This is a genomic window from Oerskovia sp. Root918 (assembly GCF_001428945.1).
GTDB classification, from domain to species: Bacteria; Actinomycetota; Actinomycetes; order Actinomycetales; family Cellulomonadaceae; genus Oerskovia; species Oerskovia enterophila.
In genome coordinates, this window is the sequence record NZ_LMJG01000013.1 from 152,655 (window position 1) to 168,934 (window position 16,280).

Consider the following 16,280-nt stretch of genomic DNA (forward strand, 5'->3'; position numbering starts at 1 on the left):
GCGGTGATGATAGCGCGCTCGCGGTGGAGTTGTGCCTCTGGAGGGTGCCAAGTGAGCCGATGTGAACATCTACCTCCGGGACTAGCTGCTCGCCAGGAAGGGGAGGTCCAGTGACGGTCGCCGGTACCGGTATGGAGTGCGGTTCTACCGCCACGACTTGGTCTACTCAGAATCTGTTTCCCTTCAACTAGTCCAGGATGCTCGGCCGGACCACCGCGACGAGCGGGCGGTGGTCGGACCAGGCGACGTCGAGCACCGTGACGCGCTGGAACTCCAGCCCCGCGCCGAACACCCAGTCGATCCGGTAGGCGGGCGCGTCCGCGGGCGAGGTCAGGTCGCCAGGGTTCCCGACGTCGTCCTGCCCGCTGACGAGACCGTGGGACTCGACGAGCTCGATCTCCTCCCAGCCGGGCTCGGCGTTGAGGTCTCCCGCGAGCAGGTACGGGCCCGTCACGGGCTCGGCCGCGAACAGTGCGTCGAGCTGGTCGAGGCGCGTCGGGGTGTTCGCCTCGCGGTGCTGCAGGTGCACCGAGGTCACCCGGACGCCGTCGGGCCACGAGGTGTCGCCGTCCACGGGGGTGAACGTGGCCGAGACGGTCGAGCGGTTCTGCGGACCGGCGCCCAGCGGCAGTTCGAGGCGCGCGACGTCGCTCGCCGCGACCACGTCGGGGTTCCACAGGATCGCGTTGCCGAACTGGCGGTCGGCCGCACCCACGAACTCGACCTCCAGCCCCGTCTCGCGGGCGAGGTAGGACGCCATGTCCACTCCGCCCCCGAGCACCCAGCCGCGGGAGACCTCCTGGAGCGTCACGACCTGGGCGCCCGAGTCGCGGACGATCGCGACGACCTCGTCGAGGTCGACCGACGGTGTCGCGCTCACGCCGTAGTGCAGGTTCCAGTCGAGCACCGTGAGGCGCTGCTCGCGGTCGGCCACCGCGACGGCGGCCGCGCTCGTGGAGACGAGCAGCGCGCCGGCGGCGGCCAGGGCCGCGACCGCCGCGGTGACGGGCAGGGAGATGCGCAGCCCCGGTGCGGGCGCGTGGGCCGCGTCGGCTGCGGCGCCCGCGGCTGTGCCGGCTGCCTCGGGGAGGTCGGCCGGACCGCCGCGCGCACGGCGCAGGCCCGCGACCGCGAGCACGACCGCGACGGCGACCGGGACGGTTGCGTTGGGCACGGGCAGGGGGACGTCGTAGTCGAGCTGGTAGACGAGCAGCGGCAGGATCAGGCCCAGCCCGACGGCGGTGCTCGCCCCGGCGAGGCGCGCCCACCCGAGCTCGTGGGCGGGTCGGGTCAGGGCGTGGCGGACCGCGTCGGTCGCGGTCGCCGCGAGCCCCACGACGCACACCAGCAGCGCCCAGCCGAGCGGCGACGAGACGTCCTGCGTGCGCCCGGGCACCAGGAACAGCACCGCGGTGAACGCGGGCAGCAGCACGAGCGAGACCCAGCGGCCCGTCGAGGCCAGGGCGCGAGCGGCGGGTGTGCTCGTCCCGGCGACGCCCCAGAGCGGGAGCAGCCCGACGACCAGGGCCGTGACGGCGACCGCTCCACCGGCCACGGGCAGCGAGAGGCCGGTCTGCGACGCGACGAACGCGGGGTTGCCGAAGACCATGACGCCCAGCGCGAGGTAGGGCCCGAGCACCCACAGGCCGCGCGAGCCCGGGGTGGCGGGGTCGCGACGCAGGAGCCAGGCCGCGACCACTGCCACGCCGCCGAGGACGACCGGCGCGACCCAGCCGAGCAGGTCGGTGCGCCAGTACGCGTCCCACGTGCCGTGCAGCAGGCTGACCCCGGCCGCGCCGAGGATCCCGAGGCCGATGCCCATCGCGACCATCCGGCCGTTCGCCGGGCGCGGCAGGCCCGCATGGCTGCCGTCTGGCTCGGTCGAGGGATGAGGCCGGGTGCCGCTCGCGAACCCGGCGACCAGGACGACGGTCGCGACCGCGAGCGCGGCGCCCCCGAGCCCGAGCCCGTAGCGGGCCGTGCCGAGCCAGGAGCCCGAGGCGGCCGCGAGCCCGAGTCCTTGCAGGCCCAGGCGCCACACCACGAGCGCGACGACGGCACCGACGACGACGCGACCGTTCACGGGCAGGCGGGCCGCGACGATGGTCACCGCGAGGGCCGGCGCGGCGTAGGTGACCAGTGCCGTGACCGCGGCTGTGACGACCCCCGAGGTGAACGCGTGGTCCAGCAGGGGCCCGCTCGCCCGGATCATCTCGACCGCGAGCGCGGTGACCACCGTGAGGAGCAGCAGCCTCGCCGCGTTGCCGCGTCCGAGGCTCGCGACCCGGCGTGCGGCGTGCGCGATCTGGCGGCGCGTCGTGTGCGGTGCGGTGCCCGAGGTCGATGGGCCTGCCGAGGAGGGGGGCTCTTCTCCGGCGGTGTCCGTCGACGGGGCGTGCGGGGTGTCGTCGGCCGGGGCCGGGGTGGTCGTCGGCACGGTCGGCATGACAGGTGCTGACGCCACCGAAGGTGCGGACCGCGCCGAGGACATCACGCTCGACGGTGCCGGCAGGGGTGCCGGCGGGTTCGACGGTGCCGGTGCGAAGCGCGCGTCGGCCTGCGGGGTCGTGGGGGCGGTGTCGGGCGAGGCGGCCGGCGCGACCTGGCCGATCGCCGCGGTGTGCGTGGGGACGCGGTGCACCGTGCTGTCCGACCGCCGGGCCAGGTCCGCGAGCTCCGCGGCGCGCTGGGCGGCGCGACGCTCGGCCCGGGTCGCGGGTGTCGAGGGCGCGTCCCGCGGTGCGTCCGTGGCAGGGGGAGCGGCCGAGGCCGGCGGGTCGTCCGGGAGGTCGGTACGGGTGCGGTGGTCGTCGGTCACGGCCCGACGGTACTAGGGGCCGCTGACGCGGTGGCGGGGGACGCGCGACGTTCACAGGTCGCTCACCACCTCCCACGGTCGTACTGTGATCCGGATCACAGAAACAGGGCGATCGTGCCACACTGAGAAGCAGTCGTCGACGACCCGGGCCACCGCTCACCGAGCCACGCCCGGGAGGGAGGCCAGCATGACGAGCACCGTCCCCGCCCCGCCTGCAGGGGTGGTCGGCCACGTCGTCGGGGGCCGCCCCGTGCGAGAGGCCGAGAGGTTCGGCCCGGTCCACGACCCCGCCACGGGGCGCGTCACGGCGCACGTCGCGCTGGCCTCGGTGGACGACGTCGACCGGGCCGTGGCCGCGGCGCTCGCGGCCTTCCCGGGCTGGTCCTCGACGGGCCTGTCCCGGCGCGTCGAGATCCTCTTCGCGTTCCACGAGCTCCTGCGCTCGCACCGCGACGAGATCGCGCACCTGGTCTCGGCCGAGCACGGCAAGGTCGTGAGCGATGCCGAGGGCGAGGTCTCGCGCGCGCTCGAGAACGTCGAGTTCGCGGCGGGGATCCCGCACCTGCTCAAGGGCGGGTTCAGCCAGCAGGTCGCCACGGGCGTGGACGTCCACGAGGTCAAGCAGCCGCTGGGCGTCATGGCGGGCATCACGCCGTTCAACTTCCCGGCCATGGTGCCCCTGTGGATGATCCCGACGGCCATCGCGTGCGGCAACACGTTCGTCCTCAAGCCCAGCGAGCGAGACCCCTCGGTCTCCCTGCTGCTCGTGCGCCTGCTCGCGCAGGCGGGGCTGCCGGACGGCGTCGTCAACGTGGTGCAGGGCGACCGGGTCGCGGTCGACCGGCTCCTGGAGCACCCCGACGTCGCGGCGGTCAGCTTCGTCGGCTCGACGCCCGTCGCGCGGCACGTCTACGAGACGGGCACGCGCCACGGCAAGCGGGTCCAGGCCCTGGGCGGGGCGAAGAACCACCTCGTCGTCCTGCCCGACGCCGAGCTCGACGCCGCTGCGGACGCTGCGGTCTCGGCGGGGTACGGGTCCGCGGGAGAGCGGTGCATGGCGATCTCGGTCGTGGTCGCGGTCGGTGAGATCGGCGACCGGCTGGTCGAGGCGATCCGGACGCGCGTGGAGGGGCTCGTCGTCGGGCCGGGGAACGACCCCACCTCCCAGATGGGGCCGCTCATCACGGCCGAACACCGCGACCGCGTCGCGTCGCGCGTGCAGAGCGCGCTCGACGAGGGCGCGAGCCTCGTCGTGGACGGACGCGCGGGGCCGCCCGTGGCTCCCGGGGCCGACGGCGTGGACGTGAGCGGCGGGTTCTTCCTGCGACCCAGCCTGGTCGACCACGTGCTGCCCGAGCACACCGTGTACCGCGAGGAGGTGTTCGGCCCCGTGCTCTCGGTCGTCCGCGTCCGGACGTTCGACGACGCGCTGCGCCTCGTCAACGAGAACCCCTACGGCAACGGGGCGGCGATCTTCACGCGCGACGGAGGCGCGGCCCGACGCTTCGAGGTCGAGGCGCAGGCCGGGATGATCGGGATCAACGTGCCCATCCCGGTGCCCGTCGGCTACTACTCGTTCGGGGGCTGGAAGGGCTCGCTGTTCGGCGACTCGCACATCTACGGACCCGAGGCCATCCACTTCTCGACACGGACCAAGGTCGTGACGTCGCGCTGGCCCGACCCGGCGACGAGCACGATCGACCTCGGCTTCCCCCGGAACAGGTGACCCCACGTGACCGCACGCGACGGCAGGTGGAGAAAGGCATCGGCGGCGACCGTGCGACCCGGCGTGGGGAGCGGGCCGAGGACCGGACGGAGGACCGGCGCATGACGGACGAGGTGACGGGCACGGGGCGGCGCGACCGCGAGGACGTCCACGTCTTCTACTCGTGGTCGGCCCAGGAGCTGATCCACCCCGTGACCATCGCGGGCGGCGAGGGGGCCTGGTTCTGGGACACGGACGGGCGCCGCTACCTCGACTTCGCGTCACAGCTGATCAACCTCAACCTCGGGCACCAGCACCCCGCGCTCGTGGGCGCGATCCAGGAGCAGGCCGGGCGTCTCGCGACGGTCGCGCCGTCGTTCGCGAACCCGGTCCGCAGCGAGCTCGCGCGGCTCGTCGTCGAGCGCGCGCCGGGAGGCGCCGACGGCGGGCTGACCCGCGTGTTCTTCACCAACGGTGGCGCCGACGCGGTCGAGAACGCCGTGCGGCTCGCACGTCGCCACACGGGGCGCCAGAAGGTCCTGGCGGCCTACCGCTCGTACCACGGGAACACCGGCACGGCCGTGACGGCCACGGGGGACCCTCGCCGCTGGCCGAACGAGGTGGACCCGGGCGTGCGGCACTTCTTCGGGCCGTACACCTACCGCTCGGCGTTCGGCGCCGCCGACGACACCGAGGAGTGCGTGGCAGCGCTGCGCCACCTGCGCGAGGTCGTCGAGCTAGAGGGCCCCGCGACGATCGCGGCGATCCTGCTCGAGACGGTCGTGGGGACCAACGGCGTGCTCGTCCCGCCCGACGGCTACCTCGCCGGCGTCCGCGAGCTGTGCGACGAGCACGGCATCCTGTACGTCGCCGACGAGGTCATGGTCGGGTTCGGTCGCGTGGGCGAGTGGTTCGCGGTCGACCGCTGGGGGGTGGTGCCGGACCTCGTGGTCTTCGCCAAGGGAGTGAACTCCGGGTACGTGCCGCTCGGCGGCGTCATCATCTCCGAGCGCGTGGCCGCGAGCTTCGACCATGCTGCGTTCCCCGGCGGCCTGACCTACTCGGGGCACCCGCTCGCGTGCGCGCCGGGCGTCGCGAGCATCCGGGTCTTCGAGGAGCAGGGGATCCTCGACCGCGTCCGCACGCTGGGCGAGAAGGTGATCGGCGCGCGCCTGCGTGACATGGCAGCCCGCCACCCGAGCGTGGGGGAGGTGCGCGGGCTCGGGTTCCTGTGGGCGATCGAGCTCGTCCGCGACCCCGCCACGCGCGAGCGCCTCGTGCCCTTCCAGGGGACGGCTGCCCAGAACGCGCCCATGGCGCAGGTCGTCGCGGCCGTGACGGCGGGCGGCGTCTGGCCCTTCCCCCAGGTCAACCGGCTGCACCTCGCCCCACCGCTCGTGACGTCGGTCGAGGACCTCGAGCACGGCCTCGACGTGATCGACGCCGCTCTCGACGTCGCCGACCGGTACGTCGTCGACCCCTCGCCCACCTGACCGCACCCGCCCTCCGAGGCGGTTGGCCCGGCCGGACCAGCCGGACCGCCACCCGCAGGAGACCCGCCGACCCAGCAGCCACACAGACCCGAGGAGAACCCATGATCGTGCGAGCCGCCCTCACCCAGGTCCGCTGGACCGGCGACCAGGAGTCCATGCTCGCGGCCCACGAGACGTTCACACGTCTGGCCGCGGACCAGGGGGCGAAGGTCATCTGCTTCCAGGAGGTGTTCAACGCTCCCTACTTCCCCCAGGTCGAGGACGCCGCGTTCTACTCCTACGCCGAGCCGGTGCCGGGCCCCACGACCGAGCGTTTCGCGGCTCTCGCCCGGGAGCTGGGCATCGTGATCGTCCTGCCCGTGTACGAGCTCGAGCAGCCCGGGATCCTCTACAACACCGCTGCCGTGATCGACGCCGACGGCAGCTACCTGGGCAAGTACCGCAAGACCCACATCCCGCACCTGCCCGGGTTCTGGGAGAAGTTCTACTTCCGCCCCGGGAACCTCGGCTACCCCGTCTTCGACACCGCGGTCGGGCGGATCGGGGTCTACATCTGCTATGACCGGCACTTCCCCGAGGGGTGGCGGGCCCTGGGCCTGGCCGGGGCGACCGTCGTGTTCAACCCGAGCGCCACGAGCCGCGGCCTGTCGAACTACCTGTGGAAGCTCGAGCAGCCTGCGGCGGCCGTGGCCAACGAGTACTACGTCGGGGCCATCAACCGGGTCGGGTTCGAGGAGCTCGGGTCGAACGACTTCTACGGCACGAGCTACTTCGTGAGCCCCGAGGGAGCGTTCGTGGGGGAGACGGCAGACGCCTACGAGGAGGAGCTCGTGGTCCGTGACCTCGACCTCGACCTGCTGACCGAGGTCCGCAACCGCTGGCAGTTCTACCGCGACCGCCGCCCAGACGCGTACGGCCCGCTGACGGCGCCCTGAGCCGAGGGCCCCGAGCAGGCACTTCGTCAGCTCGGAGCCGGCCCCCGCACAGAAGACCGACCGAGGAACGAGAGGACCGCACCATGGCACTGACCCTCATCACGGGTGGCACCGTCGTCGGGCCCACGGGGCGCTCGCGCGCCGACGTCCTGCTCGACGGCGAGCAGGTCGCCGCGCTCGTGCGCCCGGGCGACACGACGCTCGGCGTGGACCTCGCCTCGGTCGCGGAGACGGTGATCGACGCGACCGGCAAGTACGTGATCCCGGGCGCGGTGGACCCGCACACCCACATGGAGCTGCCGTTCGGCGGCACGGCCGCCTCGGACACGTTCGAGACCGGGACGCGCGCCGCAGCCTGGGGAGGCACGACGACGATCGTCGACTTCGCGGTCCAGCGCACCGGGGAGCGGGTCCAGGACTCGCTCGCCGCCTGGTTCGCCAAGGCCGAGGGGAACTGCGCCGTGGACTACGGGTTCCACCAGATCCTCGGCGGGGTCGACGACGACTCGCTCAAGGCCATGGACGAGCTCGTGGCCGAGGGCATCACGAGCTTCAAGCTCTTCATGGCCTACCCCGGGGTGTTCTACAGCGACGACGGCCAGATCCTGCGGGCCATGCAGAAGGCCGCGACCAACGGCTCGATGGTCATGATGCACGCCGAGAACGGCATCGCGATCGACGTCCTCGTGCGTCAGGCCCTCGACCGCGGCGACACGGCCCCCTACTTCCACGGCACCACGCGCCCCTGGGAGACCGAGGAGGAGGCCACGCACCGCGCGATCATGCTCGCGCGGCTCGCAGGCGCCCCGCTCTACGTGGTGCACATGTCGGCCAAGCAGGCCGTGGCCACGCTCGCCCGGGCCCGCGACGACGGCTGGAACGTGTTCGGCGAGACGTGCCCGCAGTACCTGTACCTCTCGCTCGAGGAACAGCTCGGGGCGCCCGGTTTCGAGGGAGCCAAGTGGGTCTGCTCGACCCCGCTGCGCTCGCGGGCCGAGGAGCACCAGGACGAGCTGTGGCGCTACCTGCGCACGGGCGACCTGTCGGTCGTGAGCACCGACCACTGCCCGTTCTGCTTCAAGGAGCAGAAGGAGCTCGGGCTCGGCGACTTCTCCAAGATCCCCAACGGGATCGGCGGCGTCGAGCACCGCCTCGACCTCGTGTACCAGGGCGTGGTCGACGGGAAGATCTCGCTCGAGCGCTGGGTCGAGCTGTGCTGCACGACGCCGGCGCGCATGTTCGGGCTGGGCGACCGCAAGGGCGTGCTCGCCCCGGGGGCCGACGCCGACGTCGTGGTCTACGACCCCGCCGGGCACACCTCGATCGGCTACCCCTCGGACGGCAACGGCAAGACCCACCACATGAACATGGACCACTCCGCGTGGGAGGGCTTCGAGATCGACGGGCACGTGGACGTCGTGATCTCGCGCGGAACGGTCCTGATCTCGGACGGCGAGTACCACGGGCACCCCGGGCACGGTCGGTACCTGCGCCGCAGCACCTCGGCCTACCTGCGATGACGGGCGGGAACCAGCCATGACCGCGGCAGGCACCGCCGAGCGCCTCGACCTGGGCGTCGTCCTGCAGACCAACCCACCCGCCTGGCGTGTGGTCGACCTCGCGCGCCGCGCCGAGCTCCACGGGTTCAGCCACGTGTGGACGTTCGACTCGCACCTGCTGTGGCAGGAGCCGTTCGTCATCTACTCCCAGATCCTGTCCGCGACCCATCGCGTGACCGTGGGGCCCATGGTCACCAACCCCGCGACGCGCGACGTGACCGTGACCGCCTCGCTCTTCGCGACCCTCAACGACATGTTCGGCAACCGCACCGTCTGCGGGATCGGTCGCGGGGACTCCGCGGTCCGGGTGACCAACGGCAAGCCCGTGACCCTGGCCGAGCTGCGGGCAGCGGTCACGACCATCCGGGGGCTCGCCGGCGGGCAGTCGGTCGAGTACCACGGCACGACCCTGCACCTGCCCTGGGCACCCGACAGCCGCACCCCCGTGTGGGTCGCGGCGTACGGCCCGCGCGCCCTGGCGCTCGCGGGCGAGGTCGGGGACGGCTTCATCCTCCAGCTCGCCGACCCCGACATCGTGGCCTGGTCGATCGACGCGGTGCGCCAGGCCGCGGAGCAGGCCGGCCGCGACCCGGCCGAGGTGACCATCTGCGTGGCCGCACCCGCGTACGTGACGGGAGACTCGGCGTCGGGCACAGGTACAGGCACGGGTGGGAGCGCGGGCGGGCGGGCGCTCGCCCACGCCTATGACCAGTGCCGCTGGTTCGGCGGCATGGTCGGCAACCACGTCGCGGAGATCGTCGCGCGCTACGGGGCGGGGGAGAGCACGGGCACAGGGCCGGGCGGCGACGCGGGCCCGCGCATCCCTCGTGCCCTGACCGACTTCGTGGCCGGGCGCGTCGACTACGACTACAACGAGCACGGGCGCGCGGGGAACACGCACGCCGCGTTCGTGAGCGACGAGATCGTGGACCGGTTCTGCCTGGTCGGGCCGCCCGAGCGGCACGTCGAGCGGCTGCTCGAGCTCAAGGCGCTCGGCGTCGACCAGTTCGCGCTCTACCTCCAGCACGACGCGAACGACGAGACGCTCCAGGCCTACGGCGAGCTGGTCCGTCCCGCGGTCCAGGAGGCGGGCCGGGTCCGCGGGTGACGCCCCGGCCCGGGCGGGGTCAGGCGAACAGCTCCTGACCCACGAACGCACCCTGGTCCCCGCCCAGCGAGGCCCCCTCGGCGACCCCGCGCGGGACGGCCCAGATCCCCGAGCCGGTGTGCCGCAGGTACTCGCTCATGAGGTCGTGCTTGGCGAGCGCGTTCTGCATGGGCACGTACTGGGTCGCGGGGTCGCGCACGTACGCGAGGAAGAACAGCCCAGCGTCGAGCCGGCCCAGCCCGTCCGAGCCGTCGGTGTAGTTGTAGCCGCGGCGCAGCATGCGCGCGCCGCCGTTGCTCGTGGGGTGCGCGAGGCGCACGTGGGACGCCGGGTCGATGAGGGGGACACCCCCGCGGCCCGCGGCCTCGAAGTCGGGCTCGGTGCGCTCCTCGCCGCCGGACAGCGGCGCCCCCGAGCCCTTGGTCCGCCCCACGATGGTCTCCTGCTCGCGCAGGGGAGCGCGGTCCCACGTCTCGATCGTCATGCGGATGCGGCGCGCGACGAGGTACGAGCCGCCCGCCAGCCAGTCGGCCCCGTCGCCCGGCGCGACCCACACGTGCTCGTCGATCGCCGAGGACTCCTCGGACGTGATGTTGGCCGTGCCGTCCTTGAAGCCGAACAGGTTCCGGGGCGTGGGCTGCGCGGTCGTGGTCGAGGACGTGCGCCCGTAGCCGAGCTGGCTCCACCGCACCGACGCCGTCCCGAACGCGATGCGCGCGAGGTTGCGGATCGCGTGGACCGCGACCTGCGGGTCGTTAGCGCACGCCTGGACGGCGAGGTCGCCGCCGCAGCGCGCGTCCTCGAGCATGTCGCCCGGGAAGTGCGGCAGGTCGGCGAGGAGGTCGGGCTTGCGCCCGTCGAGGCCGAAGCGGGCAGAGCCGTCGGCGGCCGTGAAGAACGAGGGGCCGAACCCGAACGTGATCGTCAGTCCGGAGGCCGGCAGCCCTTCGGCCTCGCCCGTGTCGTCCGGCGGCGCGTCGTACGGACCGGACATGGGGCCGAACTCCCCGGCGGGCAGGCCCTGCGTCATGCGCGAGGCCGCGAGCGTCCAGGCGCGCAGCAGCGCGACGACCTCGTCGCGGTCCTGGGTCGTGACGTCCCAGGTCGCGAAGTGCAGGCTGTCCTGGACCGGGGTCGTGATCCCCGCCTGGTGCTCGCCCAGGAACGCGAACGCTCCGTCCCCCTCGGCGGGGCCCGCGCTCGGCGCGGTGTCGCGCGCCGAGGCCGTGGCGCTCCCCGCGAGGAAGCCCCCGGCGAGCCCCGCACCGGCCAGCCCGACGCCGGCCATCCCCAGGACGGCGCGCCGCGAGATGCGTCGCGCCTCGTGCACGGGTTCTGCAGGTCCCGCCGGGGCGCCGGGCGAGGAGGGGCGGGAGTCGGGCTGGTCGGGCGAGGTCGTCATGGTGCGTCGGTCCTCAGAGCACCACGGCGGCGGTGAGCTGCGAGAGCGGCTCGCTCAGCGAGTCAACGGCCTGCGAGAGCGCCTTGACCTGCTCGGGCGTGAGGTCGGTGTAGAGCACGAACCCGTCGCCCTGCCTCTGCTCGTCGAGCAGGCCCTGAAGGGCCTGGAAGCGCTCGTCGAGCGTCGTGGCGAGCTTCTCGTCCTTGGCCGAGACCACGTCGCGCAGACCGTCGTAGGCGACCTTGGCGCCGTCGACGTTGGCCTGGAAGTCCCACAGGTCCGTGTGCGACCAGATCTCCTCCTCGCCCGTGACCTTGCCCGTCGCGACCTCGTCGAGCAGGCCCTTGGCGCCGTTGCCGATCGCGGGCGCGTCGATGCCGCCCGCGAACGACGCCTCGTGCGTGCGGTCGAAGAGCTCCTGGGTGTCCGCGAGGAGCTGGTCGGCGTACTGCGTGCGCTGCTCGGGCGTCAGGGCCACGTAGGTCTCGCCGCCGTTGGCGTCGGGCGCGGGCTGCCACAGGTCCTTCTCGAGCAGGTGCCAGCCGGTCCACTCCTGGCCCTCTTCGAGGTCGGCCTCGCGCAGGTCCATCTTGGGGTCGAGGTCGCCGAACGACTCGGCCACGGGCTCGATGCGCTCCCAGTGGACGCGCACCGGGGCGTAGAGGGCCTTGGCCGCTTCGTCGTCGCCCGCCTTGTACGCGGTCACGAACTCCTGGGTGCCCTCGAGGAGCTGCTCGGTCTGGTCCTTGACGTACGCGACGTAGTTGGTCGAGGCCAGGGCGATCTGGTCGGCGACCGCGCCCGTGGGCTCGACGTCCTTGCCCGAGTCGGTCACGGTGAAGTCGGAGCGGATGCCGTCGCCGATCATGCCGGGCTTGCAGGCCGTCACGTACTGGCCGGGCTTGGCCGTGAGGACCAGGTCGCGGCTGATGCCCGGGCCGATGTTCTCGACCTCGGACACGATCCGCAGGCCGTCCTCGGCGAGCAGGTAGAACTCGGTCACGTCGTCGCCCGTGTTGGTCACGCTGAAGACGATGTTGCCCGACGGCGCCTCGGCGGCCGAGAGCGTGCACGCGTCGGCCGAGGAGTCGACCGTGAGCTTCGCGGAACCGTCCGCGGCGCCGGTCGCACCGGCAGCGGCCGGGTCGTTGGGCGTGCAGGCGGCCAGGGCGGGGACGAGCAGTGCGACGGCGAGCAGCGGCGCTGCGACGCGGGTGGCCCGTGAGCGGGTCATCGGTTTCCTCCGGGAGTCGTGACGATGGTTGCCGGGGTGCTGGCCTGCGCGGTGGCACTGCTGCGAGGCGCGCTGAACCAGACGGTCCGGACGAAGAAGAACAGCGTGGGGACGAGGTAGAGCCACCAGGCGGCGAGCTCGAGCCAGGTGGTCGCGGGGGAGAAGTTGAAGACGCCCTTGAGGACCGTGCCGTACCAGCTCGAGGGCGGGATCTGCGCGCTGACGTCGAACGCCAGGTTGTGCAGCCCGGGCAGGATGCCGGCCTCCTGGAGGTCGTGCACGCCGTAGGAGAGGACCCCCGCGGCGACGACGATCAGGAACAGGCCGGTCCAGGCGAAGAAGACGCGCAGGTTGAGCTTGACGGCACCCTTGTAGACGGCCCAGCCGAGCAGGACGGCCACGGCCAGCCCGAGCACGGCTCCGAGCAGCGGCTTGGTCGTGGTGCCCGTGGCCTGGGCACCGGCCCACAGGAAGAGCGCGGTCTCGAGGCCCTCGCGCCCGACGGCGAGCAGCGCCATGACGACCACGGCCCACTTCCCGGCCGCCACGGCGTCGTCGAGCTTGTGCTGCAGATCGGTCTTGAGGTGCCGGGCGGTCTTGCCCATCCAGAAGATCATCCACGTGATGAGTCCGACCGCGACGATCGACAGCGTGCCGCCGATGGCCTCCTGGGCCTCGAACGTCAGCCCCTGCGGGCCGTACGTCAGGGCCGCGCCGAAGCCGATCGAGACGGCCACGGCGATGCCGACCCCGAGCCAGAGGTACGGGAGCAGGTCGCGCCGACCGGTCTTGACCAGGTAGGCGACGAGGATGCTGACGACGAGCGCGGCCTCGAGGCCTTCACGCAGGCCGATGAGGAAGTTGGCGAACACGGGAGTCCTTCGACGGGTCGCGGGGCGGGGGAGCCCGGGAGCCGGAGGCCGGGGCGGCCGGTGGTCGCAGCGGTGGGGCCCGGCCGACTTGGGACTCGCGTCCTAGTTTGGTAAGGCTTGCCTTCCTCCGCGAGAACAGTACTCCCGTCGCCCGGGTGCGGGAACCGGAGTCCGCGTGACCTGTCCCACACGACCTGGATCCTCTCCCTGGCCGCAGCGGCGCACTCTTGGTACACTGGTACCAAGTTCCTCCGACGAGGAACGCGCGGACGAGGGAGCAGTACCCGCACGGACAAGACTGACTCAGAGGGGTTACTTGTCATGGCTTGGGTTGTCCTCGTCCTCTCCGGGATGCTGGAGGCCGTCTGGGCGACGGCGCTGTCCGCATCGGAGAACTTCACGCGCAAGCGACCGACGGTCGTCTTCGCCCTGTCCCTGACGCTGAGCATGGTCGGTCTCGCCTGGGCGATGACCTCGCTGCCCACGGGTACCGCCTACGCGGTGTGGGTCGGCATCGGCGCCACGCTCACGGTCGTCTGGGGATTCTTCACCGGCGCCGAGCGGTTCACCTGGCTGCGCGGGCTGCTCCTGGTCCTGCTCGTCGGTTCCGTGGTCGGCCTCAAGGTGGTGAGCTGACATGCCGTGGATCGTCCTGCTCGTCAGTGCCGTCTTCGAGGCGGTCTGGGCCACGGCCCTGGGCCAGTCCGACGGATTCTCGAACCTCGTCCCGTCGATCGTCTTCTTCGTCGCGCTCGCCGTCAGCATGGGTGGGCTCGGCTGGGCCGTCAAGCACATCCCGATCGGCACCGCCTACGCGGTGTGGGTCGGCATCGGTGCGGCCCTGACCGTGTCCTACGCGATCCTGACGGGCGACGAGTCCGCCTCCGTCGGCAAGATCGTCTTCATCGCGGGCATCATCGCCGCGGTCGTGGGGCTCAAGCTCGTCCCGCACGGACCCGCGAAGGCGTCCACGCCCGCCGAGGTCGAGAGCGCCCCGGCGGACGGACCGGAGCACTAGCGCCACGCGGCGACGGCCCGTGGTCGCCCCTCGACGTACGAGGGGCGACCACGGGGGCGGCCGACGTCGTCAGGCGACCTCGGCGAACCGCCCCACGAGCTCGGGCCACGCGTCCCGGAACGCGTCCAGCAGGGGGAGCGAGGTGACGTCCTCGACCGCGACCCACGCGATCTCGAGGCTCTCGGCGTCGGTCGCTCGTGCCTCGAGGTGCGCACCCGGCACGACCTCCGCGAGCACCGTCGTGTATCGCCACGGCCCGTGGTCCAGGACCCGGTCGCCGACGATCGTCACGAGTGCGGGGTCCACGCCGGCCTCCTCGTGCGCCTCGCGCAGCGCGCCCTGCTCGGGCGTCTCGTCGGGGTGGATCGCGCCACCGGGCACGCCCCACGTGCCGCCCTGGTCGCTCCAGGTCGCCCGGTGCTGCAGCAGGACGTGGCCCACGCGCCCGTCCTCGCCCCGGCGCGCGACGAGCAGGCCCGCGGCTCCCGCGAGCCCCCAGTGCCGCCTGCCGCACGTGCACTCGACCCAGCCGTCCCCGGGCTGGAGGTGTCGTGGGGCGCGGGGAGCGTCGGTCGTGGGGCTCGGAGGCGTGGGCTCGGTCGGGATCGTCACGGTCCCACCCTGCCATCCGGCGGGCCCGCCGGGACAGCGCCCGGCCGCGGTGACCACGTCGTGGACAGCCAGCCCCGCAGGGGGACCTGCGAAGAGAACGGAGGCTCCGCCGTCGGGCAGGAGGAAGGACCGGCCCGACGGCGCCACGCGGCCGGGGCGCGCACCGCGCCCGGGTGGCCCTCACGCCGCGCGGCGACGCCTGCCGACCGTGAGGACCCCGTAGGTGACGAGCCCGACGACGACTCCCCAGAACGCCGACCCGACGTGGGCGACCACGATCCCCGAGGTCGTGACGACGAGCGTCAGCACGGCCGCCTCGAGTGCCGCAGGAGAGGGGCTCGCGCCGGGCGTCGAGGCCGCGGGTGCGAAGGTCCCCGCGAGGGCACCCGTGAGCGCACCGACGAGCGCGACGCCCGCGACGGTCGTGACCAGGGCCGTCGGCACGGCGTGGAACAGGCCCACCAGGCTCCCCGCGAACGTCCCCACGACCAGATACCCCACGCCGCACGCGACCCCCGCGACGTAGCGGCGCGTGCGGTCCTCGTGGGCCTCCGGGCCCGTGCAGATGCCCGCGGTGATCGCGGCCAGGTTGATGCCGTGCGCGCCGAACGGTGCGAGGAAGGCCCAGGCCGCCGCGGTCCCGCCGACCAGCAGCCGGCTGTTCGGGCGGTATCCGCTCGCGCGCAGCATCTCCAGGCCCGGGCCGTTCTGGGCGCTCAGCGTCACGAGCAGGAGAGGGACGGAGATCCCGACGACCGCGCCCAGGTCGAGCGTCGGGGTGGTCCACTCGGGGACGGCCAGGGCGAGCGCGGTCGTCGGGCGCGAGACGTCGCCCGCGACGAGCGCCGCCACGACCCCGGCGAGCAGCGCCGCCAGGACGGCGTAGCGCGGCGCGAGGCGACGCACCACGACGAACGCGACCGCGACGCTCGCCCCGATCGCGGGCGAGCCGACCGCGCTCACGACCGCCCCCAGGACGAACGGGAGCAGGACCCCCGCGAGCAGCGCCGAGAGGATCTGGGGCGGGACGGCCGCCAGGAGCCGTCCGAACACCCCGCTCGCGCCGAGCGCGAGCGCTGCCACGGCTGCGACGAGGTAGGCGCCCACGACGTCGGAGAACGCGAAGTCGCCCAGCGTGCCGAGCAGCAGGGCGGCGCCGGGCGTCGACCACGCCGTGATGACGGGCTGACGCGTCAGCAGGCTCAGGACCACGCCCGTCAGTCCGCTGCCGATCGAGACGGCCCACAGCCAGGAGGTCGTCTGGGCCGTCGTGAGCCCGCCGTCGTGCGCGGCCTGCAGGATGATGAGCGACGGTCCGGCGAACGAGACCATGACCGCGACCAGGCCCGCGACCACGGCCGAGATCGACGATGCGCGCACCAGACCGGGGGACGGCACCGGTCCCGTGAGCAGGTCGACGGTCCGGGCAGGGGCGGCGCGGGGGCTCCCGGCGGGGATCGGTGCGGGCGGTTCGGACGTCACGGGCCCACCCTGCCACCACGGCGGTGCCGCGAGCGGGAACCG

13 protein-coding genes and 1 riboswitch are annotated in these 16,280 nt (G+C 73.1%); of the genes, 7 read left to right on the forward strand and 6 right to left on the reverse strand.

Going from position 1 to position 16,280, the window contains the following annotated elements; all coding sequences use genetic code 11:
- Nucleotides 1-187: 187 nt before the first annotated feature.
- Complete coding sequence (locus ASE27_RS11845) at nucleotides 188-2,818, reverse strand: endonuclease/exonuclease/phosphatase family protein (RefSeq protein ID WP_056650354.1); 2,631 nt, start codon at nucleotides 2,816-2,818, stop codon at nucleotides 188-190.
- Between the two features lie 187 nt (nucleotides 2,819-3,005).
- Between ASE27_RS11845 and ASE27_RS11850 the strand changes: the two genes are divergently transcribed.
- From ASE27_RS11850 to ASE27_RS11870, 5 genes are all read left to right on the forward strand, one after another.
- On the forward strand, nucleotides 3,006-4,544 hold the full coding sequence (locus ASE27_RS11850) for a CoA-acylating methylmalonate-semialdehyde dehydrogenase (RefSeq protein WP_056650357.1): 1,539 nt from the start codon (nucleotides 3,006-3,008) through the stop codon (nucleotides 4,542-4,544).
- A gap of 101 nt (nucleotides 4,545-4,645) precedes the next feature.
- Nucleotides 4,646-6,016: an aspartate aminotransferase family protein gene (locus tag ASE27_RS11855; RefSeq protein ID WP_056650360.1), complete on the forward strand. Its 1,371-nt coding sequence runs from the start codon at nucleotides 4,646-4,648 to the stop codon at nucleotides 6,014-6,016.
- A gap of 101 nt (nucleotides 6,017-6,117) precedes the next feature.
- Nucleotides 6,118-6,951, forward strand: a complete 834-nt coding sequence (locus ASE27_RS11860; protein WP_056650364.1) for a nitrilase-related carbon-nitrogen hydrolase — start codon at nucleotides 6,118-6,120, stop codon at nucleotides 6,949-6,951.
- Between the two features lie 83 nt (nucleotides 6,952-7,034).
- Nucleotides 7,035-8,471: a dihydropyrimidinase gene (gene hydA / locus ASE27_RS11865; RefSeq protein WP_056650367.1), complete on the forward strand. Its 1,437-nt coding sequence runs from the start codon at nucleotides 7,035-7,037 to the stop codon at nucleotides 8,469-8,471.
- A gap of 16 nt (nucleotides 8,472-8,487) precedes the next feature.
- Complete coding sequence (locus tag ASE27_RS11870) at nucleotides 8,488-9,618, forward strand: TIGR03842 family LLM class F420-dependent oxidoreductase (RefSeq protein WP_056650370.1); 1,131 nt, start codon at nucleotides 8,488-8,490, stop codon at nucleotides 9,616-9,618.
- Between the two features lie 19 nt (nucleotides 9,619-9,637).
- Here the strand turns inward: ASE27_RS11870 and efeB are convergent, their stop codons facing one another.
- The 3 genes from efeB to efeU are packed head-to-tail and all read right to left on the reverse strand — an operon-like array spanning nucleotide 9,638 to nucleotide 13,126.
- A complete protein-coding gene (gene efeB / locus ASE27_RS11875; RefSeq protein WP_056650373.1) occupies nucleotides 9,638-11,020 on the reverse strand; it encodes an iron uptake transporter deferrochelatase/peroxidase subunit in 1,383 nt (460 codons plus the stop codon).
- A 13-nt stretch (nucleotides 11,021-11,033) separates the two neighbouring features.
- Complete coding sequence (gene efeO / locus ASE27_RS11880) at nucleotides 11,034-12,254, reverse strand: iron uptake system protein EfeO (protein WP_056650376.1); 1,221 nt, start codon at nucleotides 12,252-12,254, stop codon at nucleotides 11,034-11,036.
- Complete coding sequence (efeU, locus tag ASE27_RS11885; RefSeq protein ID WP_056650379.1) at nucleotides 12,251-13,126, reverse strand: iron uptake transporter permease EfeU; 876 nt, start codon at nucleotides 13,124-13,126, stop codon at nucleotides 12,251-12,253. The genes efeO and efeU overlap by 4 nt, the downstream gene beginning before the upstream one ends.
- A gap of 240 nt (nucleotides 13,127-13,366) precedes the next feature.
- Nucleotides 13,367-13,434: riboswitch (guanidine-III (ykkC-III) riboswitch) on the forward strand.
- A 13-nt stretch (nucleotides 13,435-13,447) separates the two neighbouring features.
- Between efeU and ASE27_RS11890 the strand changes: the two genes are divergently transcribed.
- Together ASE27_RS11890 and ASE27_RS11895 are read left to right on the forward strand one after the other, a co-directional pair.
- Entirely contained in the window at nucleotides 13,448-13,762 is a 315-nt protein-coding gene (locus ASE27_RS11890) for a multidrug efflux SMR transporter (protein WP_056650383.1), read from the forward strand.
- Between the two features lies 1 nt (nucleotide 13,763).
- Nucleotides 13,764-14,144, forward strand: coding sequence for a multidrug efflux SMR transporter (locus ASE27_RS11895; RefSeq protein WP_056650386.1), 381 nt, complete (start codon nucleotides 13,764-13,766; stop codon nucleotides 14,142-14,144).
- 69 nt (nucleotides 14,145-14,213) lie between these two features.
- Here ASE27_RS11895 and ASE27_RS11900 read toward each other — a convergent pair whose 3' ends face one another.
- Nucleotides 14,214-14,756 (reverse strand): NUDIX domain-containing protein, encoded by a 543-nt coding sequence (locus tag ASE27_RS11900; protein WP_235535428.1) that lies wholly within the window; start codon nucleotides 14,754-14,756, stop codon nucleotides 14,214-14,216.
- A gap of 180 nt (nucleotides 14,757-14,936) precedes the next feature.
- The gene (locus tag ASE27_RS11905; RefSeq protein ID WP_235535429.1) at nucleotides 14,937-16,238 is read right to left on the reverse strand and encodes a benzoate/H(+) symporter BenE family transporter; all 1,302 of its coding nucleotides are present in this window, start codon (nucleotides 16,236-16,238) and stop codon (nucleotides 14,937-14,939) included.
- Nucleotides 16,239-16,280: the final 42 nt, after the last annotated feature.

Excerpts from the sequence above, each read along its gene's own strand:
- ASE27_RS11870 (WP_056650370.1), top strand. The coding sequence starts at position 8,488 with ATGACCGCGGCAGGCACCGCCGAGCGCCTCGACCTGGGCGTCGTCCTG.
- ASE27_RS11860 (WP_056650364.1), top strand. The coding sequence starts at position 6,118 with ATGATCGTGCGAGCCGCCCTCACCCAGGTCCGCTGGACCGGCGACCAG.
- efeO (WP_056650376.1), bottom strand. The coding sequence starts at position 12,254 with ATGACCCGCTCACGGGCCACCCGCGTCGCAGCGCCGCTGCTCGCCGTC.
- efeB (WP_056650373.1), bottom strand. The coding sequence starts at position 11,020 with ATGACGACCTCGCCCGACCAGCCCGACTCCCGCCCCTCCTCGCCCGGC.
- hydA (WP_056650367.1), top strand. The coding sequence starts at position 7,035 with ATGGCACTGACCCTCATCACGGGTGGCACCGTCGTCGGGCCCACGGGG.
- ASE27_RS11850 (WP_056650357.1), top strand. The coding sequence starts at position 3,006 with ATGACGAGCACCGTCCCCGCCCCGCCTGCAGGGGTGGTCGGCCACGTC.
- ASE27_RS11890 (WP_056650383.1), top strand. The coding sequence starts at position 13,448 with ATGGCTTGGGTTGTCCTCGTCCTCTCCGGGATGCTGGAGGCCGTCTGG.
- ASE27_RS11895 (WP_056650386.1), top strand. The coding sequence starts at position 13,764 with ATGCCGTGGATCGTCCTGCTCGTCAGTGCCGTCTTCGAGGCGGTCTGG.
- ASE27_RS11855 (WP_056650360.1), top strand. The coding sequence starts at position 4,646 with ATGACGGACGAGGTGACGGGCACGGGGCGGCGCGACCGCGAGGACGTC.